The following is a 22,271-nucleotide window of genomic DNA, read 5'->3' as shown; positions in this document are numbered from 1 at the left end:
CCTTCCGGCGGTTTAGCAGGGCTGTGTTCCCGAGTCTAACGGGGTGCTCGGAGGTGGTGTCGCCGTCACGGGGGGCTCCGCCCCCGGACCCCCGTGTCGGCCTGAACGGCCTCGTCCTCAAACTCCCCCACTCTCGGCTTCGCTCGAGCGGGGGGACCCCCACGACGGGCTGCTTGACACCGCCCTGGCTTGGAAGGTCACCCTCTCCCGTGCATACTGGGCCCATGCTCACGCACCAGACCTTCGTCTTTACCTATGGCAACCGGCCCACCGGCTGCCATGGTCGTGCTGCTTGAGCAACTGACAAGCGACTTCCCAGGCGCCCCGGGCCGACAAGGCCCGGGGCGCCTGGCGTTTCCGGACCTCGCCGCTCCAGGGCACCCTTCCGCAGAGGAGCCCGACATGGCTGACGTACTCGACAAGACCGGCGCCCGTACCGACGAGGCCGCCGACGTGATCACCGGTGCGCGGGAGCGCATCGACGCGATCGACGACCGGATCATCGGTCTCGTGCAGGAACGCATGGCCGTCTCGGCCGTGATCCAGGAGGAGCGGATCGCGTCCGGCGGCCGGCGCGTGAACCTCTCGCGCGAGATGGAGGTCCTCGGCCATTACAGGGAGGCACTGGGCAAGCCGGGCACCTCGCTGGCGATGACACTGCTGGAGCTGTGCCGGGGCCGCATCTGAGTCCCGCGCACGCACGTACCCATATCTCTCACGCTTCCGGCGCGTGACCGCGTCACGGCGGGCTTCGTTGGTGTCGATGTCCGTGCCAGCCAGGGGCGGGCCCGAAACACCACGCGTGGCTCCGCTGGAGCGATGAGGCGTACGGACGTGCGCCGTTGGGACCCTCGCTCCAGTAGAAGTGACCGGACGGCAGGGGACAGCAGCCCGGTCACATCCAGAGAGGTCGGCTCCGGGGACGCCCGGAGCCGACCGGCGGATTCTGTGTGAGGGCGGTCGAAACGGTTGCGAAGGCCTCAGCCCATCGAGCACGATGCGTAGAGCAGTCCACAAATCGAACAGCCCCACCCGAGTCCCAGCGCAGACAATCGCAGTGCACCACACGACTGCCAAAGGTCTACACCAGTGGCACTCCCCGAGTGTCCGGAGGCGGAAACCGGCGGACATCGGAACCACCGAACCACCCAGCCAGCGGCGCTACCCCCCGGCGCCGCTCCTCAGGCACCGGCGCTGCCCTGACGTCGGTGCTGACCACGAAGGGCCCCGCGGATCCCCCGCTGCGGGGCCCTTCGCCTGCCCGAATGCCTCATTCGGCGGTGGTCTTCCCCAGCTTCTCGAACTTCTCCAGCTTCTCCAGCTTCTCCAGCTGCGCCTCGATGATCGAGGTCGGGACCTCGACCTTGTCGCCGTCGAGCATGTTCATCGAGGTGAAGGACACCACGCTCGTCCCGCTGCGTACGACGGTGAACGTCGTCGGCACTTTCAGGCCCTCGATCGACGCGAGCAGCCGGTACGCGACGGCCTCGTCTCCCAGGTCGGGGTCGGCCAGCGCCTTGACCCCGGTGTACCGGTAGTCGGTGTGCCGGTACGCGGTGCACTTCTTTGTCGCCGTACGCAGCCCGGAGAGCACCTGGTCGGCGTCGTCCGACGGGTACGACAGCAGCGCGAGCGAGGTCGCCGAGGCGTCGAGCTCGTCGTCCGGGGTGAACGTGCGGCCGACGGCCGCCTCGGAGAGCGGGTCGGTCGTGAACAGGAACATGTCCGCGATCGGCCGGCACACCGCCGGGTCCGCCGGAACGGAGTCCTCGACGATGTCCGACGCGGGCATCTCCGCCACCTGGAAGCCCTTGACGTCTCCCGTCGCGAGCGCGGCCTTCTCCAACTGGGCCTTGGTCAAGGGCTCGTCCGGGTCCTGCGCGGGCTGCCCCTTCGCGTCCTCGGCCGCTCCCGTGGCCGTCTCCCCGCCCGGCGCCGACTTCGGCCCAGATTTCGGTTCCGACGTCGACTTCGACGGCCTCTTGTCGGCGCCGGCGCCGGTGTCGGCATCACCGCCGCCGCCCCCACCCCCGCCGCACGCCGCGGTGAATCCCAGGGTGGCCACCGCCGATGCGGCCACCACGATCCGCGACAGCTTTGCCTTCACGTTCCCTGCCTTTGCGATCCCCGTCAGGTCCGCGAGACCGTACCGCACGACTCCGGCTCGGAGCGCCCGATGTCCCGGCTGCGGTCGTACGGGTCGGTCGCGGGCCCGCTCGGCGGTGCTCCCGTGGCGGTGTCCGAGGCGAACTGCGGGTGCAGGAAGCCGTCGTAGACGTCGCAGGCGGTGTTGCCGGACTCCTGGTCGTGGCGGACGATCGCCAACCTGCCCGGTGTGGCCTCGTACTTCGTCGGGTCGGAGAGTTGCACATCGATGACCCGGCGGACGATGGTGCGGGTCACCTCGGTGGAGTCCGGGTGGGCCGGGGCCAGCGCGTAGACGAAGGTGTAGTCGGCGTGGATCGCGACGGAGGCGTGGTCGCCGGGCTTGAACGTCAGGCGGCCGCGGGTCTTGACCACATCGCCGACGAGCCGCACCTCGTCCGGGTCGAAGCGGGTGAAGAGCGACAGCGGATCGCGGTCCTCGCCGGGTTCGCGCAGCCAGGACTTCGCGTCGTCGAGCATCCTGGGCTGCTTGGGATCGAGGATGCCGAGGGCGGTTTCGGGCGTGCCGCCGAGGAGGGTCTTCGGGTCGAGGTTCGCGTCGACTAGGAACTTCCGCGTCTGCTTCAGGGCCTTGTCCACCTGGGCCTCGGTGAGCGAGCCGATCGGGGTCGCCTCCGGCAGGACGATTCCGGCGGCTCCGTCGGCGTACTGCGCGGCCGGGGATCCGGCGAACGGCCGGTCCAGTGTGGGCGTTCCGGGTGCCCCGGAGGTGGGTGCGGCGGTCGGCGGCGCGGTCTCGTCGGGCAGCGGGGCCACGGATTCCGTATGCGCGCCCGTACCGCCCGCACTGCCCGTACCGAACGGGTCGCCGGGCAGCAGGGACGGCTTCATGGCCACTACGAGCGCGGCGAGCGCGAGCGGTACGCCGATGATCGCCCAGAGTCTGCGGCGGCGGGCCGTCCGCCCGTTCCTCTCCTGCCAGGTGGGACCGGTACGCCACCCCGGCGGCAGCTCGCCACGCGCCTCCTGCTGCCGCAGCCGCTCGGTCACCATGCGGGCTCGGGCGGAGGGCTCTTTGGGTGCCCCGGAGGCGCGGATGTCCCGCTCGCTGTCCCGTACGAACTGCTCCAACACGTCGTCCGGTATGGACGACTCGGTCTCACCGGACGGCTTCCCGGTTTCTCCCGATTCTTCGGATTCTGCGGATCCTGCGGACGGCTTCTCGGTCACGGCGCTCGCGCCTCTCCCCCGTGTTCAACAGGCAGCCCTCGATGGGCAGTTCGACGGCCAACTCGATGGGCAAACGAGGCACAGTTCTAAGCCGTGGCAAGGGGAGTTCACAAGTCGCGCATGGAGATCACGCACTGTGACCCAGGCCACATAAAAATTCTGTGAATGCGAGGACAACCATTCACAGAGGTCACGGGTCTCACTTGCGGAACTACCAGCCGCACCCGTGTCCCGCACGCGGGAGGCGTCCACCCACATCTCGTACCGCGATGTCGCAGTACGACGGACTCACCGAGGTCTTGATGAAGCTTCGCCGTGTCATGGCCGCTGCGGCCGCGACGGCCGTCATAGCTCCGCTCGCGCTGCTGTCGGCGCCGGCCGCGTTCGCGACGACGACGGAACCGACGCCCACCGAGACCGTGACGGAGACGCCCTCCGGCACGCCGACGAGCGAAGCGCCGACCTCACAGCCCCCGACCACGCCGACGACCGAGCCGGGGACGACCGAGCCGGGGACCACGAACCCCACTACCAGCATCCCCACGGGCGGGCCGACCGACAGCACGACCCCGACCGCGACGGCGACCGCGACGCCCACCGAGACGTCCGACCCGACCGAGCCGCCGGCCGAGCCGGACGTCCCGTTCTGCGATGAGCTCGACGAGGACTTCAACAACGCCAAGGTCGCCGCGGACATCAAGGGCCTGCCCGGCAAGATCGTCGCGGGCGACGGCTTCCACGGCTTCCAGCTGGTCGTCACCAACGAGTCGAAGGCCGACATCGACGGCGTCGCCTTCTACGCGGAGATCGAGAACTTCGAGATCGACGAGGCCAAGTGGCTGAGCCCGTACGTCAACCTCCAGTTCAAGAACCCCGAGTCGGGCAAGTGGGAGCGCATCGGCGACGAGTACTGGGCCGGTGACTACTTCTTCTTCGTCGAGGAGCTGAAGGCGAAGGCCAGCAAGAGGGTCGACCTCCGCGTCAGCATCGACGCCAAGGCCCCGGCCGGCGACGCGTACTCCTTCGGCTCGGGCGCCTACCTCGACAACATCGAGGGCCAGGACTGCATCGCCGAGGGCTGGGCCGAGTACGACTTCGAGGTCCTGAAGGCCGGCAGCAAGAACGAGGACCCGGGCACGGCCAAGCCGAGCGACAAGGAGACCAAGGGCTCCGTGAAGAAGCCGCAGGGCAGCGTCTCCGAGCTGCCGACCGGCAACCTCGCCGAGACCGGTTCCAGCTCCGCCCTGCCGATGATCGGCCTCGTCGGCGGTGTCGCCCTCGTCGCCGGTGCGGGCGCGGTCTACACCGTGCGCCGCCGCAAGACCGGTTCCCAGGCGTAAAGCTCGGTGCTGACGCGTAAGGCGTAACGCTTCACGCGACCAACGCTGCACGCAAAAGACGAAGGACCTGCGCTCGGAGGGGGGCGCAGGTCCTTCGTCTTTCCCGTAGGCCGTCGGCCTACTTCGGCGGTACCGCCGGCATCCCCAGGAACGGCAGCCTCAGCGCGCCGAAGGCGTCCGCGGGGACGACGGGCGAGCGGGGTTCGACAGGCTTCAGGCGTTCGTACGCGGCTCCCGGCGCCGGACGCGGGTCCGCCTCGCCCTTGTTGGGCCAGTACGACATCGCGCGCTCGGCCTGGGCGGTGATGGTCAGGGACGGGTTGACGCCGAGGTTCGCGGAGACCGCGGCGCCGTCGACGACCGAGATGCCCGGATGTCCGTACAGCCGCTGGTACGGGTCGATGACGCCCTCGTCGGCGGACGCGCCGATCGGGCAGCCGCCCAGGAAGTGGGCTGTCAGCGGCGTACCCATCAGCTCGCCCACATTGCTGCCCGCGAAGCCGTTGATCTCCTCGGCGATCGCCGACGCGGCCTCCGTGGCCGCCCTGATCTGCTTGGGGTTGGGCGCGCCGTGCCCCTGCCGGGCCGTCAGCAGGCCTTTCCCCGCACCCTTCGGCTTCAGGTATGTGGTCAGGGAGTTGTCCAGGGACTGCATGACGAGGCCGATGATGGTCTGCTCGGACCAGCGGTGGTTGGAGAGCGAGCGGACCAGGGTCAGCGGGTGCCGCGCCGCGTTGGCCAGCCAGCCGAGGACCCTTGACGAGCGTTCCGCGTACGGGACCTGGACGATGGACAGTCCGCCCATCGAGTTCGAGCCCTTGCCGTAGCGGACGGGCTCGATGTGCGTGTTCTCGTCGGGGTGGATCGAGGACGTGATCGCGACCCCGCGCGTGAAGTCGGCCTTCGCCTGACCGGTGGCCTTGCGGTAGCGCCGGTCGCTGGTCTTCGCGCCGACGAGGGCCTCGGAGTTGGTCCGGGTCAGAATGCCCAACTTGTCGGAGACATAGGGCAGTTGGCCGCCCGCCTTCATCCGGTGCAGCAGGGTCTGCGTGCCGTACGTACCGGCCGCGAGGACGACCCGGCGGGCCTTGAAGGTCCGCCCCTCCCCCTTGCGTTTCTTGTCGGTCGGGAGGGTGGCGACGGCGTACCCGCCCTGCGAGTCGTCCGTGAGCGAGACGACCGTCGTCATCGGGTGGACGACCGCGCCCGCCTTCTCGGCGAGGTACAGGTAGTTCTCGACGAGGGAGTTCTTGGCGCCGTGCCGGCAGCCGGTCATGCACTCCCCGCATTCGGTGCACGCCTTGCGGGCCGGCCCGACGCCGCCGAAGTACGGGTCGTCGACCTGCTGTCCGGGCCGCACCTTCGCGGTCCCGTCGGCGTCCTTGCCGTCACCGAAGAAGACGCCGACCGGTGCCAGATGGAAGGTGTCGCCCACGCCCATCCGTTCGGCGGCCGCCTTGAGGTGGACGTCGGACGGCGTCATCGTCGGGTTGAGCCGTACGCCGAGCATGCGCCGGGCCTGGTCGTAGTACGGCTTCAGCTCCTCCTGCCAGTCCGTGATGTCCTTCCACTGCGGGTCCTCGAAGAAGGGCTTCGGCGGTACGTAGAGGGTGTTGGCGTAGTTCAGCGAACCGCCGCCGACGCCCGCGCCCGCCAGCACCATGACGTTGCCCAGGAGATGGATGCGCTGGATGCCGTACATGCCGAGTCTCGGCGCCCAGAGGTAGTTCTTGAGGTCCCAGGAGTTCTTGGGCAGCGTGCCGGGCGTGAAGCGGCGGCCCGCCTCCAGCACGCCTACGCGGTAGCCCTTTTCGGTCAGGCGCAGGGCGGTGACCGAGCCGCCGAAGCCGGAACCGACGACGATCACGTCGTAGTCGTAGTTCTCCTGTGACACGTGCTCTCCTCATTGAGAACGTTGCGATCCGCGCCCCGTAGGGGCGCGGGGAACTGCGCGTCCAGCCACAGCCGACCCGCAGTTTCCAACCAGTTCACTCAGCGGAAGCGCAGGGCCTTCATCACCCGCAGGCTCCGGCTCATGAACTTCGCGTAGCTCTCGTCGTCCATCCCGAACGACGGTGCCAGCGGCATGAGCCGCTGGTGGGCGACGGTCTGTGCCTCGGTGTACTTGAGGATGCCCTCGGAGCCGTGGCGGCGGCCGAGGCCGGATTCCTTCATGCCGCCCATCGGCGACTGAAGGCTGCCGTACGCGGCCGCGTAGCCCTCGTTGATGTTGACCGTTCCGGTACGCAGCCGGGCGGCGACGTCGGCGCCGCGGCGGCCGTTCTTCGTCCAGACCGACGCGTTGAGGCCGTACGGCGTGGAGTTGGCGAGCCCGATCGCCTCGTCCTCGTCCTTGAAGCGGTAGACGGAGACGACGGGACCGAAGGTCTCCTCATTGCAGACGGCCATCGGCGCCTCGACGCCGTCGAGGATGGTGGGCTCGAAGAAGTACGGGCCGATGTCCGGACGGGCCACGCCGCCGGCGACCAGCTTCGCGCCCTTGGCGACGGCCTCGTCGACGTGCCGGGTGACGGCCTGCAGCTGGCGTTCGCCGGCCAGCGAGCCCATGTCGGCGCCGTACGCGAGGGACGTGCCGAGCCGCATCGCCTTGGTGCGCGCGGCGAACCGCGCCACGAAGGCGTCGGCGACCGACTCATGGACGTACAACCGCTCGATGGAGACGCACAGTTGGCCCGCGGAGGAGAAGCAGGCGCGCACCGCGCCGGCCGCCGCCTTGTCGATGTCGGCGTCTTCGAGGACCAGCATGGCGTTCTTGCCGCCGAGTTCGAGGGACGCGCCGATCAGCCGGGCCGCGGCACCCTTGGCGACCTCGCGGCCCGTGGGGGTCGAGCCGGTGAAGGAGACGTAGTCGGCGTGCCGGACGACCTCCGGGCCGATGACCGGGCCGTCGCCGATGACGACCTGGAACACCTCGATCGGCAGGCCCGCCTCGATCAGCAGGTCACGCGCCCAGAGCGCCGTCAGGCAGGTCTCCGTGTCGGGCTTCATCACGACGGCGTTGCCCGCGACGAAGGCGGGCAGCGCGTCGCCGACCGACAGTTCCAGGGGGTAGTTCCAGGGCGCTATCTGCCCGACGACGCCGCGCGGCTGGCGCAGTTCGGTGACCTTGGTGAGGGTCGGCACGGCACCGGTGTGCCGCTTGGGCCTGAGGTACGAGGAGGCCTTGCGGCCGTAGTGACGGGCGGCCACGGCCACCGCCTGCACCTCTTCGTGCGCATGCAGCCGGGCCTTGCCGGTCTCCAGCTGGATGAGGTCGAGGACTTCTGCCTGACGTTCCAGCACGAGGTCGTGGAAGCGGAGGAGTACGGCGGCACGCTGCCGTACGGGCACCTGCGCCCACACGGACTGGGCCGCGCGGGCCTGCTCGAAGGCCTTGTGTACGTCCTCGGGGGTGGACTCGGGCAGGTCGGCCAGTTTCTCGCCGGTGAACGGCGTGTGGTTGGCGGTACGCCCCGATCCGGCCACACCCTTGGTGAGCTGGGCGACCAACTCCGGCGTGACCACGTCGGCGGCCGTACGGGCGCCCTCGGGGGCGGGGGCGAGGGGGTTCGTGCCGGTCTTTGCCGGGGCCTGCGAGTCCGTCATGCGGGGCAGCGTATTCCGGGGCGAGAACTTTTGGTACCCGGTGGTAACCGACTTCACGGAGTACACACATCGCGCCAGTGGGCGCTGGCGGAGAACGCCCTGATCAGGACGTTAGGCCTGCGACCCCAGCTCGCACCACAGCAGCTTCCCGCCCGGCCCGAAGGGGTCTTCGCCGAGTGGGTAACCGCCCCATACGTCCGCGTAATGACATACGAGGAAGAGTCCGCGCCCGCCGTCCGCCTCGGCCGGAACGGGCGCGAGCGGGCCGGGGCGCTTGTCGAAGGGCGGCGGGATGTGCGGGTTGGTGTCCCAGACGCTGACCCGGAGTCGACCGTCGCCCAGGGCGCGCAGCCGCAGGGTCGCGGGGCCGGTGGAGTACCGGTAGGCGTTGGTGACCAGTTCCGAGGTCAACAACTCGGCGATGTCGAGGAGTTGCGCCATTCCGTGCCCGGAGAGGACAGCTCGCAGGGTAACGCGGGCGATGCGCGGGGCGAGCCGGTTGCGGGGCAACTGGAGGGCGTATGCCCAAGATGCGGACGCTTCGGACTTCGGCGGGGATACGGTGACCATGAACGCCTCCTGCGGTAGGGGAACTTGGGATCGCTCGATGGCTCCGGCCGGGCGGTGGCTTGTCGCGTGCGTACGGGCAACGCGGTGCGCTTCCGGCTTACCGGCGGGGCCAGTTGAGCGGTTCGGGACTCACCGTAGACCGATTCATGGACTACATTCCATGGATCACAGGGGCTACAGCCCCTATTACCTTCGTGTGGGTGACCCACGCGCCATACGTACGAACGGGAAGTCGCAGCTGATGCCGCAGCCAGCCCCCCTCCTCACCGCCCGGCGCCGACGACTGGGCACCGAACTCCGGAGGCTGCGCGAGCGCGCGGGCCTGTCCGCCACACAGGCCGCGGAACTACTGGGCGCCACACAGTCACGCGTGAGCAACATCGAAGCGGGGCGCTACGGCGTCAGCGGCGAACGCGTGCGCACGCTTGCCCGTCACTACGACTGCACCGACGAGCCGCTGATCGACGCCCTCGCGGCGATGACCGGTGAGCGTCGACGCGGCTGGTGGGAGGAGTACCGCGACATCCTCTCGCCTCGCATGCTGGATCTCACCGAGGTTGAACACCACGCCACCGCCCTACGCGTGGCACACGTCATCAACATCCCCGGCCTGCTGCAGACGACGGATCACGCCCGAGCCCTGTTCAGCCACACCGTGCCCCCACTGAAGCCGCACGAGGTCGAGCACCGCGTGTCGCACCGCATCAAGCGCCAGGAGATCCTGCACCGCGAACAGCCCCCGCCGTACACGGCGATCATTCACGAAGCCGCCCTGCGCATGCGCTTCGGTGGCCGCGGCACGGTCAGGGCCCAGCTCGACCATCTCAACGAGGTGTGCGAACTCGACCACGTCACCATCGCCGTCATCCCCTTCGACAGCGGCCCGTTCCACACCTCCGGTCAGGGCATCGACTACTTCCACGGCCCGGTCCACCAGCTCGACACCGTCCAGCTCGACACCGACCACGGCGCGGAACTCATCGACTCCCCAGCCCAATTGGAGCGCTACCACCTGGTCCTGGACCGCATGCAGCAAGCCGCACTCCCCCAGGCCAAGTCCCGCGACTTCATCGCCCACCTCGCCAGAGACCTCTGAAGGAGCCCGCCATGCCCGAACCTCACTGGCAGAAGTCCACGTACAGCCAGGAGGCCTCCGCCTGCGTGTACGTGGCCACCACCCCCGCCGGAACGATCCTCCTCCGCGAAAGCGACACCCCAGAAACCGTCCTCACCACCGGCCCACGCCAACTCCGCGCACTGATAGCCACGCTGCGTACCGCGGACGCTCAGGTGTCTGCCGGAGCAGGTGCGGGCTCAGCCTGAACCGCCTGGGAGGACCAAGCCGTTCTCGTAGGCGAATACCACCGCTTGGGCGCGGTCACGCAGATGGAGCTTGGCGAACATGCTGCCGATGTGGCTTTTCACCGTCGCCTCGGTCACGACCAGGTGCGCGGCGATCTCCGGGTTCGACAGGCCCCTGGCCACCAGGAGCAGGGTTTCCCGTTCCCGGGGAGTGAGATCGGCCGGCAGCTTGGCGGGGGGCCGGAGCGGTGCGGTACGGGTGGCGTAGTCCTCGATCAGCCTGCGGGTGATCGACGGCGACAGCAGGGCCTCTCCGGCGTGCACGACGCGGATCGCCTCCAGCAGGCGGTCACGGGAGGCGTCCTTGAGCAGGAAACCCGACGCGCCCGCCCGTAGTGCGCCGAAGACGTATTCGTCCAGGTCGTAGGTCGTGAGGATCAGCACCCGGGGCGAGGCTCCGGAGACGGTCAGCCGGGAGGTGGCCTCGACACCGTCCATGCGCGGCATGCGGATGTCCATCAGGACCACGTCGGGGCGCAGAGCGGCGGCCTGGGTGAGGGCCTCGTGGCCGTCGGCGGCTTCGCCGACGACCTCGAGGTCGTTCTGGGTCTGCAGGAACAGCCGGAAACCGGTACGGATCAGCTCCTGGTCGTCGACGATCAGAAGGCGGATGGTCATGCCGCATCCTCGACGGGGAGCTGGGCGGTCACGAGGAATCCGCCGGCGGTATGGCGAGCGTCCAGGCTGCCGCCTGTCACCGCCGCACGCTCCCGCATCCCGAGGATGCCGTGCCCGGCGGCCGACGGGACCGGGTCACGGCCTGCGGCCGACGGGACCGGGTCGCGGCCGCCGCCGTCGTCTTCGACCGTGACGTCCAGCTGCGTCCGGCCGTAGTGGAGCGTCACCGTGACCTGGGTCGGGTCGGTGTGTTTGAGCACGTTGGTCAGCGCCTCCTCGACGATTCGGTAAGCCGACAGCTCGAGGCCGCCGGCCAGCGGCCGGGCCTCGCCGGTGAGTTCCAACCGCACGGGCATCCCGGCTGTCCGGTATCCGGAAACCAGCTCGGCGAGCTGGTCGAGCGACGGCTGCGGTCGCCACTGCGCGCTGTTGTCCGACGTGCGCAGCAGGCCGAGGATCCGGCGCAGCTCGGCCAGGCTCTGCTCCGCGTTGGCCTCGACCCGTTCCAGGGTCTCCGCCGCGACCTGGGGCTCGGTCGGCAGGACGTCCCGGGCGCCGCGCACACCGATCAGCATGACGGTGACCGAATGGGCGACGATGTCGTGGAGCTCGCGGGCGATGGAGGTTCGTTCCCGCTGTGCCGCGATCTGGTCGAGCTGCTCGCGCTCGCGTTCCAGGGTGGCCGCGCGGTCCTCCAGCGCCCAGGTGTAGCGCCGCCGGGTCTGGAGGTACGAGCCGAGGGCCCACGCGGCGATCGGGATGGGCAGCGAGGTGATGCTCGCCAGAAGCAGGAACAGCGCCGTCGGGACGAGCGCCGCCACCGAGACCCTTCGGTCACGCAGGTCGGCGAGCGAGGCAAGGGCGACCACGACGGGCGCCCCGCCCGGCGAGTAGCCCAGCGGCACGAGCACCGCGGCACCCGCACAGGCCGCGATGAGCACCGCCAGGGGTGCGCGGCGGCGGACGAGCAGGACGGAGCCGGCAAGCACCGTCACCACGACCGGGACCACCACGACCGGGATCGCACCGACCCGGATCACGCCGACCGGGGTGTCGCCGTCGAAGAGCTGCCCCAGCTCCACTCCGGTCGTGATCACCGCCAGCGCGAGGTCGAACAGCGCCGAGCGGCGCGCGACCAGCAGGTCGTACGCCGCCCGGGCCCGCCAAAGGAGCCGGTTCACGCCAGATCGCGCCGTCGCTCGACGATGACGGCGACCAGCGTGACCGCGACCGTCCATGCGGCCAGTACCCATCCGGCCGAGACCACCGACAGGGTCGTGTGGTGCGTCATCCGGCTCAGAACTCCGGCCGCGCCGAACGGCGTGAGGTTGACGCCCGATTCCCAGACGTCGGACAGCAGCGGGACCACGGCGAAGTTCACGATCAGCAGGACGACCACTCCCAGGACCGGGCTACGGATCAGGGCGCCGAGGGCGGCACCCAGGATCGCGGACAGGACGAACGCCACGAGGTTGCCCGCCACGACGGCACCGACGTCTCCCGAGGTGAGGTCGGGACCCGGGTGGTCACTCAGCAGCGGCAACGCAAGCCCGACCGACACCATGGTCGTCAGCGCGCCGAGCAGGAGCCCGGTCAGCGCGTAAGCGGTAATTCTCGCCGACAGCACGACCCCGCGATGACGGCGGCCCACCAGAGCCGCCGGTGCGGCCGTCCGGTGCCGATACTCCCCGGCCGTACCGACCAACCCCCAGAGCAGAAGCAGGATCGGCAACGCCGACAGGGCCTCTTCCTTCTCGGGCACCTCGTCCAGCGTGCCCGACCCCACCGCGACCACCAGAACGTTGAGGACCGCGAACGCGACCCCGCCCACCGCGAAGCCCAGCACAGTCCGGGTAGTCACGGTCTTGATCAGTTCGCCTCGCAGCAGATGGCTCAACGGTCCGCCCCTCCCGTGAGACCGAAGAACGAATCCTCCAGCGACGCGGTCCGCTGGACGATCTCCTCCAGCAGGACCCCGCCGTGGTGGGCCAGCCGTGCGACCTCCGCGGCGTCGAGCCCTTCGACCAGCAGCCCGCCTCCGTCGTCGCGCTTCGTGCGGCCACCGGCCTCGGCCACCAGCCCCGACAGGCGCTCGGCCTCGGCGGTGCGTACGACGACCACACTCTCCCCGGACCGTTCGAGGTCCCGGATCGCCCCTTCGTGGACCAGCCGGCCCCGGTCGATCATGATCACGTCGTCGACGGTCTGGGCGGCCTCACCGAGCATGTGGCTGGACAGCAGGACCGTGCCACCGTTCGCGGCCCGATCCCGCAGCAGCGTGCGTAACCAGCGGATGCCCTGCGGGTCCAGGCCGTTCACCGGCTCGTCAAGGACCAGGATCTCCGGATCGCCCAGGAGCGCCGCGGCGAGCCCGAGCCGCTGCCGCATGCCCATCGAATACTTCCCGACCCTGCCCCGGGCCGCCTCCTCCAAGCCGACGAGCTCCAGGACCTCACCGACCCGGCGGCGGGGCAGCCCGGCCAGCGCCGCCAGCGACCGCAGATGCGCCCGACCTGTCCGGCCGGGATGGGCACCGCACGGCTCGATGTGCACGCCGAGCAGACGGGCGTCGGGCCTGATCGTCGTGACTGACGTGCCCCGTACGAACGCCCGGCCCGCAGTCGGCCGCGCCAGTCCGACGACCGCTTTGAGCGCGGTGGTCTTCCCCGCCCCGTTCGGGCCGAAGAACCCCGTCACCCTTCCGGACCCGACCGTGAACGACAGGTCGTCGACTGCCGTTCTACGGCCATAACGCTTGGTCAGCCCCTCGACCCTGATGGCTGCCGGGTCTCCAACGAGAGTTCGTGAAGAAGTCATGCCCGAAGCCTCCGATGCGGTGATCTCCCAGTCATCCGCCCACGGTCGAAACCCGAACTCCCACCAGGGGAGGAACTGACCGCTGGGCGCCGTCTCCCAGCGGCCCACTCCAGCAGGTCTTTCGGCGGGAAATGCCCTGATCAGGGCGTTAGGCCGCCATCACTGCCCACCATCGACCTGCCGACCTTGAGGCGATCGCGGGCGCCCTCGAACAACGAAGTGCCGCGTTTCTCGTCCTTCGTGCCCTTCGGCATGTCCGCGCGCAGCTCGTAGTACTCCTTGGCGTCCGTGACGATGAGCAGCTGCATCACCCGGTACTTCTCCTCCTTCACCTCGTACTCGGTGTCGAGGAGCATCGCCTCGTAGCCGTGGAAACTGGTGCGGCCGGACAGGGTTTTGGCGGAGTCGTCGGCGTAGGAGAGCGTGGCCTCATCCGCCCAGGACTCGATCGGGGTCGGCACGGCGTCCTCGCGGGTCAGCCGCAGTTGGACGGTCTTGTCGCCGTAGACCACCGAGCGGGAGGGGTTGCGGCGGTCCGCTCCGGAGTCGAAGCGGTCGACGAGCGGGGTGCCGACCGGTACGGACAGGATCGCGTCCAGGTCCTTCTCGGTGTGGACGGTCCAGCCGTTCACGGTCGAGGGCGAGGCGGAGGTGGAGGTGGACGCCGAAGGCGCGGCGGCGCCGCGGTTCTGTGCCTCCGCCCTCGGGTCGCCGCCTCGGAAGGAGATCCCGAGCCAGATGCCGCCGGTGAGGAGTACGGCACCGGCGACGGAGGCCGCGAGGAGGCGGAGGCTCGGGCGTCGTCGGCGTACGGAATGGTGGTGGGGCTCCGTCGCATACGGCTCGGACTTCCCGGGTGGAGGCAGCCCCACCCCGGGCCCGGCCGCCCCGGGCTTCGCCGTCCCGGGCTTCGCCGCCTCGGTCCCTGCCGCCGCGGTCCCCGCCGCCTCCGTCTCTGCCGTGTGCAGCGACGGCAGCCGGAGCCGTACTGTCCCGGCGTCGTCCGCGAACTCCCGTAAGCCGGAGGGGCTTTGGACCTCCCCAGCCGTGCCGGTGAGGTCCGGCACGGTCCAGCCCTCGGCGACCGCCTCCAGCACCGCCGCGACCTTGTCGGCGTCCGGCCGCTGCCCGGGTTCCTTGGCCAACAGCTGTGTGATCAGCGGTCCCAGGTCCCCGGCCTGCTTCGGCTCCGGGGGCTCGTCGGACAGGATCGCGGCGAGCGTGGACTCCACGGTCGTACGGCGGAAGGGGGACCAGCCCTCGACGGCGGCGTACAGCAGAACGCCCAGGGACCACAGGTCGGAGGCGGGTCCGGCACCGCGCCCCGACATGCGCTCGGGCGCGATGAACTCGAGCGAGCCGACGAACTCGCCGCTGACGGTGAGGGATTCCTCGCCCTGGATGTGGGCGATCCCGAAGTCGGTGAGGACGACGCGGCCATGGGGGTCCCCCCGCTCGAGCGAAGCCGAGAGTGGGGGAGGCCCGAGCAGGACGTTCGCGGGTTTCACGTCACGGTGCACGATGCCGACGGTGTGCGCGGCGCGCAGCGCGCCGACGACGGCGAGGCCGATGCGCGCGGACTCGACGGGGCTGAGCGCGCCGCGCCGGAGCACCTCGTGGAGGGACTCGCCGCGGATCAACTCCATGACGATCCAGGGCAGTCCGTCCTCCACGACGACGTCGTGGATCGCGACGGCACCGGGGTGCTCCACGCGCGCCGCGGCCCGCGCCTCGCGCTGAAGCCGGTGGTACGCGCGCGCGTGCGCCGGGTCCTGTGGATCGCCGGGCAGCCGCGGCTCCTTGACCGCGACGTCGCGCTCCACGAGTTCGTCCACGGCGCGCCATACGGTGCCCATGCCGCCGGAACCGATGCGCTCGGTCAGCCGGTAGCGGCCACCGATCAGCCGGCCCACGTCACTTGTCATGCCCCATCAGTACCGTGTGGCCTCAAAGCTTGTCGATGTCGAGATTGGCGATGGCGGTCTTGGCCACTTCGCGACCACGTTCGGTGAAGTCGCCCTTGCCGGGATAGTCGATCCAGAGCTTGTAGAGATCGCCCGACTTGGTCTTGTAGTAGAAGACCCGGGCCTCGCGCGGCCGGGGCGCGTTCGAGTCCGTCTGGTCGTCGACATACGTGACGACGTTCTCGGCGGACTCGCGTTCCTTGTACGAGGTTTCGGTGGTGTCGACCTTTGGCGCGGGTTTCTCCGCCATGTTGCTGAACGAGCTGTCGTCCGTCTTCGCCATGGCGTCGGCGTCCTGGTAGGCCTCGGAGCTGGCGGTGCCCCCGATCTCGTTGAGGCTGTCCTCGGACTTCTTGTACAGGGTCAGGCCGATCGAGACGGCGTAGCTCGGGTCGGTGTACGAGACCCAGTGCCCGTCGTCCGTGGAGCCGTCCGGCTCGCTCCGCACATAGTCCGCCGGTACCGCCAGCGTCGCGGCGACGCCCTTCTCGTCGTGCTCCTTCCAACCGTCCGGCAACGGCCCCGCGAACGGGTTCCCCAGCTCCAAGAACGCCGACACCACCACCCCCACGACCACCGCCGCACCGATCCCGATCCACCCCTTGCGGCCGATCCGGAGGGACTTGCCGCCGGGTGCCGCGAGCTGGACGGCCCTGGTCTCCTGGGGCGGCTGTGCGGCCTTCTCCAGGAGCTGGCGGACCTGGGCGGCGTTCGGGCGGCGGGACGGGTCCTTGTCGAGGAGGGCGTTGATAGCGTCGGCGAGCGGGCCCTTGGCCGCGTTGGGCGCGGCCGGCGTGGCGTTGAGGACGGACTGGAGCGTCGCGGGCGTGTTGCTGCGGCGGAACGGCGAGACGCCCTCCGTGGCCGCGTACAGGACGACGCCGAGCGACCACAGGTCGGAGGCGGGACCGGGTCTCTGCCCCAACACCCGCTCGGGCGCGATGAATTCGGGCGAGCCGACGAAGCCGCCGGTGTCCGTCAGGTTCGTCTCGCCCTCGATCTGGGCGATGCCGAAGTCGGTGAGGACGACACGGCCGTGCGAGCCGAGCAGGACGTTGTCGGGCTTGACGTCGCGGTGCAGGATGCCCGCCGCGTGGGCGGCCTCCAGCGCGCCGAGGACGTCGAGGCCGATTCTCGCCGCCTCGCGCACCCCGATCGTGCCCTCCTGCAACGCGGCGCCGAGCGAACGCCCCTGCACCAGCTCCATCACGATCCACGGCTGGCCGTCCACCACCGCGACATCGTGCACGTTCACGACAGCCGGGTGGTCGAGCCGGGCCGCGGCGCGTGCCTCGCGGCGCATCCGCTCGAAGAGATTGGCACGTTCGCGTTCGGGAAGATGATCCGGTACGCGGGGCTCCTTGACGGCGACCTCGCGGTCCACCGTCTCATCCTTGGCCCGCCATACGGTGCCCATGCCGCCGTGGCCGAGCTTCGCGAGCAGGCGGTAGCGGTCGGCGATCAGGCGCCCGGCGCCGGGGTCCTGCGGCGCCTGCTGCTCGGGCACGACCTGGGTGGGCGCCGCGTACGGGTTGCCGGGGTACGGGACACCGACGGGCTGCCGGTTGCCGGGCTGCTGTCCGGGCACACCGGGCCACGGCGGTTGCAAACCGAAACTCGTTGGCTGGTCCGACCCGTAAGGGGCTCCCCCGTCGCTGCTCATGGGTCCATGCCTACCGTGGTAACCGCGTCCGGTTCCACCCCATACGCTTTCTGGTCACAGACCCGTGACGCACGATGTCGCTTATATCCCTTTATTCCCTTTACGGGATCCTGGGCGGCCTGCGGGACGACGGAGCCGTGTGCACGGTGGACGTCGGCGAGCGCGTGACGGTCACCGTGGGCGTGGGGCTCCCGGGCGGACTCGTACCCGGGCTCGTACCGGGGCTCGTACTCGGACTCGTACTCGGACCCGTACCGGGGCTCGTCTCCGGCGCCGAACTCGTGGGCGGCGTACGGTCGTTGTCTCCGCCGCCTCTCATCAGCAGCGCGGCGGCCGACACGCCCGCACCGGCCATCGCGGCGACCAGCGCGGCAGCGATCAGCGCGCTCCTGGCCGACAGTCTCGACGGCTGCGCGGCCGACGAGGCCGGCCGGACCGACGGAACCGGCCGGACCGACGGGACCGAGAGGGCCGACCGGGCTTCGGGCGGCGCCTGCGGCATACGGCCCGTGTCGAGATACGCCCGCAGCATCCGCTCCGCCTCCGCCGAACCCAGACGCCGGTCGGGATCGCGCTCAAGAAGCCCTCGTACGACGGGAAGGATCGGCGCGGCCTGGTCCGGCGGCCGTATCTCGTCCGAGACGACCGCGTGCAGTATGCCGCCCAACGAGTCGCGGTGGAACGGCGATTCGCCACTCAGGGCCGTGCACAGCAGCGCGCCGAGCGACCACAGGTCGGACTCGGGCCCGGTCCTGGCCCCGGACATCCGCTCGGGCGCGGTGTACTCGGGGGAGCCGACGAACGACCCGCTCTCGGTGAGCGTCGTCGCGCCCGCGACCTGCGCGATCCCGAAATCGGTGAGCACGACGCGGCCTTCCTCGGAGATGAGGACGTTCGCGGGCTTCAGATCGCGGTGCAGAACACCCGCGCCGTGCGCTCTGCGCAGGGCGCCGAGCAGGGCGATGCCCATCCGCGCCGCCTCGGCCGCGTCGACGGGCCCGTGCGTGGAAATCCGCTCGGCGAGCGAGCTGCCCTCGATCAACTCCAGGACCATGTACGGGCGTTCGTCGTCCTCGACCACGTCGTGCACCACGATGATGTGCGGATGCTCGAGCTGTGCGACCGCCCGCGCCTCACGCAGGGTGCGCTCGCGCTGAGACCGGGACTCCTCCGCCGGGAGCGCAGGGTCGAGAGCGAGTTCCTTGACCGCGACCTGCCGACCGAGCAACAGGTCGGTGGCCCGCCATACGACGCCCATGCCGCCCCGGCCGATTCTGGCTTCCAGACGGTAACGGCCCGCGATGACGCGGAGGTTCTCCCCCTCGGTCCCCATGCGCCCCATCATGCCGCACAGGTGAGCGGGTGCCAGGGGTGCCGGAGGCCGGGTGGCCGAAGGACGACGGTACGCGGGGACCGGGCGGGTGCCGATGGAGGCCCCCAGGCCGGCGGGGTCGAGCGGAGCCGAGACCGGGGGGACGGCGGGCGGCACTCGGCCGGGAGTCGGCCGGCAGGCGGGTGGGCGGCGGGTCGGCCCACCGTGTCCGGCCGGGGACGACGGGTCAGCCCACCATGACCGGCCGGGGACGACGGGTCAGCCCACCATGACCGGCCGGGGACGACGGGTCAGCCCACCATGACCGGCCGGGGACGACGGGTCAGCCCACCATGACCGGCCGGGGGCAACGGGTCAGCCCACCATGACCGGCCGGGGGCAACGGGTCAGCCCACCATGACCGGCCGGGGACGACGGGTCAGCCCACCATGACCGGCCGGGGGCAACGGGTCAGCCCGCCGTGTCCGTCTTGGGGCGCCAGCCCTGCAGGACCGCGTCGAACTGCCGACGGGTCTTCTCCCAGTCCGCCGCGGGCGCCGACATGTAGATCACGTACTCGACGCCTTCACGGCTGAGATACGCCTCTTCGATGGCCCGGCGCGGACCGGGGTACGGCCCGTCCTTCGCCATCGCGGTCCAGGTGAAGTCCCACAAAGCGCCGGGGCGGTCGCGGAACACGTTCTCCTCCAGGCTGACCCGCTGGTAGTCGCGCAGCCGCTGCAACTGCTGCTCCAGGTCAAGCTGATGCTCGTACGGGGTGGGGAAGTCAGGGGACTCGTCGACGGCGATGCGGACGAAGTGCTTGCCCCCGTCGGGCGTGTAGTCGATCTGGAAGTCGTCCACCACCTGCCGCTTCCAGCCCTTGTGGGGCAGGGCGAGGCTGAAACCCTTCGGGTCGTCGACCCGCACCCAGCTGTCGGGGACACCGCCCACCGGGGGCTTGGTCTCCTCCGCCGACGAGGACGAGTCCGAGGGTGAGGACGGCGAGGACGAGGTGCCGGACTGCCCCCACCCGTCCGCGTACCGCATCGCCGCGGCAGCGCCCCCGCCGACGAGCGCGGCCATGACCACGACGAGGGCGAGGGTGCGGACCCGGCGGCGCTTCCGCGGGCCGGCCGCCGGTCCGGGCATCGGCTGGTGACCCGGTATTGGCTGGTCACCAGGCATTGGCTGGTGACCGGTCATCGGCCGGCCGCCGGACATCGGCTGGTTCAGGGTGGCGGCGGCCGGGTCGGGCGCCGACCGGCCATGGGTTCCGTGAGTGTCGTAAGTGCCGTTGCCGCCCTGGGGGTTCACCACGTGTTCCGTCGGCACATAGGCCTCGGCCGAGCTGGGCCTGCGCCCCTCCGCGGCCTCGGCGAGCATGTGCTCTGCCTCCGCGGCGTCGGGCCGTTCGGCGGGATCCTTGCGCAGCAGCGCCGTGATCACGGGCCCGAGCGCGCCCGCGTGCTCCGGCTCGCCGGGCTCCTCGGTCACCACCGCCTGCATCGTGGTCAGCGGTGTCGTACGCCGGAACGGCGACCTGCCCTCGACCGCCGTGTACAGCGTGGCGCCGAGCGCCCACAAGTCGGAGGCGGGGCCGGGGTCGTGGCCGCGAATGCGCTCGGGCGCAAGGTAGTCGACCGAGCCGACGATCTCGCCGGTACGCGTGATCGTCGTGTCCCCCTCCATCTGCGCGATCCCGAAGTCGGTGAGCAGGACACGGCCGTCGGCCTGGGAGAGGAGTACGTTGCCGGGCTTGATGTCGCGGTGCAGTACGCCCGCGGAGTGCGCGGCCCGCAGCGCGCGCAGCACCCACAGCCCGATCCGCGCGGCCTCCCGGGGCTCGACGCGCCCCGACTCCTTGACCGCGTCGGCGAGCGAGTGGCCCTCGACCAGCTCCATCACGATCCACGGCCGGCCGTCGTGCTCCAGCACGTCATGCACGGTGACGACGGCCGAGTGGTTGATCCGCGCGGCCGCGCGTGCCTCGGCCCGGGTGCGGGCGAGCAGTACGGCCTGATCGCTCTCGGACACGTACAGCGCCGCCGTCAACTCCTTGATGGCGACGGCACGGTGCAGCACCTCGTCGTGTGCCCGCCACACCCGGCCCATGCCGCCGCTCCCGATGGAGTCGACCAGCCGATAGCGGTCCGAGAGGAGCACGCCCTGCATCTGATTCACGTTTTCCCCGCAATGTTCTTGACAGGCCTCAGACTAGGGACCGGTCTTCGCACAGGGAACCGGCGGGGCCACTCGGAGACCGCACTGTGACGCTTGTTACCGAAGGCAACTAAGAAGTGGCATGGACCGAAAGGGCCCCAGGGGACCGGTGAGGCGATCCAATCGTCAACCGGTGACCTGATAGGTGGCCGATGCCTGCTCGTACAGCCGTGACACCTCGTCCCGCTCGGCCTCCGGACCCCGCAACTGCACCACGTGGTAACGGCCGTCGACGATGATCGCGAGATTGCGTACGAAGATCTCGCGCCCCGCGGCGTCCTGCCAGGTGAACTGCCCCTCAGCCATGGCCCGTCCGCCCACGTCGATCCGCCGCATCCCGCTGGACGTGGCCCAGGTCGAGTCGCGGAACGGCTGCAACTCCCGCTCGTCCTCCCGCTGGTACGCCATCGGATCGTCGCCGTACTGGCTGGTGGTGTCGCGTCCGGGCACGACGAGCAACTCGAAGTTGCCCTGGGAGTAGACGACTTGTCCACTCCCGTTCTTGGGCGTCCGGTCCCAGCCGTTGGCGACCGCGACGCTGAAGCCCTCGGAGTCCTTGCGCAGCGTGAAGCCCTGCGGGAGGTCGGGGCCGGTGGTCTGCGTGGTGGAACTGGACGACTGGCTCGGCTCGTTCTCCTTGCTCGGCGTCCCGCTCGGCGTCGCCTCGGGCCTCGGATCCGTACCCGCGTTCCCGTCCGTGCCGGGATTCGAGTCCGCGTCGGACGAGGCCTCGGGAGCGGGAGCGGCGTCTCCGGCGGCGCCGGTCCCCGCGGCGCCACCGGCATCCGGCCCGGACCTGGGCATGAAGACCATGGCGTACGCGACGGCCGCGGCCAGTGCCAGCAGGATCAGCACCAGCAGGGTGCGGCCGAGGCGACGGGGCTTCGGCGCCTTCTCCTGCCTGGCCCGCTTGTGGCGGCCGTGCTGGTCGGGCAGCCCGGCGCGGCGCTTGCGGACGAGCTCGCCCCGGCGGCGCACGACGGGCAGGCGCCTGGGATCCACGGGCGGCGCCACCACGACATGCGTCCCCGCCTCCGGCTCGGGCGCCGACCGTACGAGCGAACGCAGCCAGCCGCGCAGCTCCTCGAAGTCCAGCCGCTCGGTCGGGTCCTGACGCAGCAGCGACTCCACGACCGGCCTGAGCGGCCCGCACTCCTCCGCGAACGCGGGCGGCTCCGCGCACACGAGCTGCACCAGCTCGGCGGTGTTCTCCTCCGGGTACGGCGCATGCCCCTGCACGGCCCGGAAGAGCAGCGCCCCCAGCGCCCACAGGTCGGTCGCGGGCCCGATCGGCGCGGCCAACTGCCAGTTCTCGTGAACGGGCCCGGCCTGCTCGGGCGCCCACCGCTCGGTGACCGGTCCCACGACCGCCATACGCGCCTGGCGGGCGCGCTCGGCGGCGAGGGCGGTGGTGGGGCCCCGGTGCGGAGCGCGATCGGGGACGAGGTGGTTCCACCGGG

17 protein-coding genes and 1 pseudogene are annotated in these 22,271 nt (G+C 70.5%); 4 read left to right on the top strand and 14 right to left on the bottom strand.

Features of this window, described 5'->3' with window-relative positions; genetic code table 11:
- Positions 1-402: 402 nt before the first annotated feature.
- The gene (locus tag G5C60_RS32805) at positions 403-687 is read left to right on the top strand and encodes a chorismate mutase (RefSeq protein ID WP_165264655.1); all 285 of its coding nucleotides are present in this window, start codon (positions 403-405) and stop codon (positions 685-687) included.
- Positions 688-1,270: 583 nt separating this feature from the next.
- Here the strand turns inward: G5C60_RS32805 and G5C60_RS32800 are convergent.
- Together G5C60_RS32800 and G5C60_RS32795 are read right to left on the bottom strand one after the other, a co-directional pair.
- The gene (locus tag G5C60_RS32800; protein WP_338146000.1) at positions 1,271-2,107 is read right to left on the bottom strand and encodes a hypothetical protein; all 837 of its coding nucleotides are present in this window, start codon (positions 2,105-2,107) and stop codon (positions 1,271-1,273) included.
- Between the two features lie 23 nt (positions 2,108-2,130).
- Positions 2,131-3,336, bottom strand: a complete 1,206-nt coding sequence (locus G5C60_RS32795) for a hypothetical protein (protein WP_420907430.1) — start codon at positions 3,334-3,336, stop codon at positions 2,131-2,133.
- A 269-nt stretch (positions 3,337-3,605) separates the two neighbouring features.
- On the opposite strand from G5C60_RS32795, the gene G5C60_RS32790 reads away from it, so the two are divergent.
- A complete protein-coding gene (locus G5C60_RS32790) occupies positions 3,606-4,676 on the top strand; it encodes an LAETG motif-containing sortase-dependent surface protein (RefSeq protein WP_241267250.1) in 1,071 nt (356 codons plus the stop codon).
- Between the two features lie 118 nt (positions 4,677-4,794).
- Here the strand turns inward: G5C60_RS32790 and G5C60_RS32785 are convergent, their stop codons facing one another.
- From G5C60_RS32785 to G5C60_RS32775, 3 genes are all read right to left on the bottom strand, one after another.
- Positions 4,795-6,570, bottom strand: coding sequence for a GMC family oxidoreductase N-terminal domain-containing protein (locus G5C60_RS32785; RefSeq protein ID WP_165264654.1), 1,776 nt, complete (start codon positions 6,568-6,570; stop codon positions 4,795-4,797).
- A 98-nt stretch (positions 6,571-6,668) separates the two neighbouring features.
- The gene (locus tag G5C60_RS32780) at positions 6,669-8,282 is read right to left on the bottom strand and encodes a succinic semialdehyde dehydrogenase (RefSeq protein ID WP_165264653.1); all 1,614 of its coding nucleotides are present in this window, start codon (positions 8,280-8,282) and stop codon (positions 6,669-6,671) included.
- A gap of 111 nt (positions 8,283-8,393) precedes the next feature.
- Positions 8,394-8,852, bottom strand: coding sequence for an ATP-binding protein (locus tag G5C60_RS32775; RefSeq protein ID WP_165264652.1), 459 nt, complete (start codon positions 8,850-8,852; stop codon positions 8,394-8,396).
- A gap of 241 nt (positions 8,853-9,093) precedes the next feature.
- On the opposite strand from G5C60_RS32775, the gene G5C60_RS32770 reads away from it, so the two are divergent.
- Together G5C60_RS32770 and G5C60_RS32765 are read left to right on the top strand one after the other, a co-directional pair.
- Positions 9,094-9,948 carry a helix-turn-helix domain-containing protein gene (locus G5C60_RS32770; RefSeq protein ID WP_165264651.1) on the top strand — a complete coding sequence of 285 codons (855 nt, stop codon included), beginning with the start codon at positions 9,094-9,096 and terminating at the stop codon, positions 9,946-9,948.
- 11 nt (positions 9,949-9,959) lie between these two features.
- On the top strand, positions 9,960-10,175 hold the full coding sequence (locus tag G5C60_RS32765) for a DUF397 domain-containing protein (protein WP_165264650.1): 216 nt from the start codon (positions 9,960-9,962) through the stop codon (positions 10,173-10,175).
- Here the strand turns inward: G5C60_RS32765 and G5C60_RS32760 are convergent.
- From G5C60_RS32760 to G5C60_RS32720, 9 genes and pseudogenes are all read right to left on the bottom strand, one after another.
- On the bottom strand, positions 10,167-10,832 hold the full coding sequence (locus G5C60_RS32760; RefSeq protein WP_165264649.1) for a response regulator: 666 nt from the start codon (positions 10,830-10,832) through the stop codon (positions 10,167-10,169). The genes G5C60_RS32765 and G5C60_RS32760 overlap by 9 nt on opposite strands.
- Positions 10,829-12,013, bottom strand: a complete 1,185-nt coding sequence (locus G5C60_RS32755) for a histidine kinase (RefSeq protein ID WP_165264648.1) — start codon at positions 12,011-12,013, stop codon at positions 10,829-10,831. The genes G5C60_RS32760 and G5C60_RS32755 overlap by 4 nt, the downstream gene beginning before the upstream one ends.
- The gene (locus tag G5C60_RS32750; RefSeq protein ID WP_338145999.1) at positions 12,010-12,693 is read right to left on the bottom strand and encodes an ABC transporter permease; all 684 of its coding nucleotides are present in this window, start codon (positions 12,691-12,693) and stop codon (positions 12,010-12,012) included. The genes G5C60_RS32755 and G5C60_RS32750 overlap by 4 nt, the downstream gene beginning before the upstream one ends.
- Before the next feature lie 32 nt (positions 12,694-12,725).
- Positions 12,726-13,649 carry an ABC transporter ATP-binding protein gene (locus G5C60_RS32745; protein ID WP_165264646.1) on the bottom strand — a complete coding sequence of 308 codons (924 nt, stop codon included), beginning with the start codon at positions 13,647-13,649 and terminating at the stop codon, positions 12,726-12,728.
- Between the two features lie 140 nt (positions 13,650-13,789).
- The gene (locus tag G5C60_RS32740) at positions 13,790-15,574 is read right to left on the bottom strand and encodes a serine/threonine-protein kinase (protein ID WP_165264645.1); all 1,785 of its coding nucleotides are present in this window, start codon (positions 15,572-15,574) and stop codon (positions 13,790-13,792) included.
- A gap of 22 nt (positions 15,575-15,596) precedes the next feature.
- The gene (locus G5C60_RS32735) at positions 15,597-17,276 is read right to left on the bottom strand and encodes a serine/threonine-protein kinase (protein WP_165264644.1); all 1,680 of its coding nucleotides are present in this window, start codon (positions 17,274-17,276) and stop codon (positions 15,597-15,599) included.
- A gap of 118 nt (positions 17,277-17,394) precedes the next feature.
- A pseudogene (locus G5C60_RS32730) lies at positions 17,395-18,609 on the bottom strand (serine/threonine-protein kinase); the annotation flags it as partial.
- A 450-nt stretch (positions 18,610-19,059) separates the two neighbouring features.
- Positions 19,060-20,763 (bottom strand): serine/threonine-protein kinase, encoded by a 1,704-nt coding sequence (locus tag G5C60_RS32725; protein ID WP_165264662.1) that lies wholly within the window; start codon positions 20,761-20,763, stop codon positions 19,060-19,062.
- 174 nt (positions 20,764-20,937) lie between these two features.
- Positions 20,938-22,271: serine/threonine-protein kinase (locus G5C60_RS32720; protein ID WP_478503676.1), on the bottom strand; the 1,334-nt coding region annotated here is incomplete at its 5' end.

This window comes from Streptomyces scabichelini, from assembly GCF_011045015.1.
Taxonomy (GTDB): domain Bacteria; phylum Actinomycetota; class Actinomycetes; order Streptomycetales; family Streptomycetaceae; genus Streptomyces; species Streptomyces scabichelini.
The sequence above is the reverse complement of the archived record's forward strand: the minus strand, read 5'-3'. Positions and strand labels throughout refer to the sequence as shown.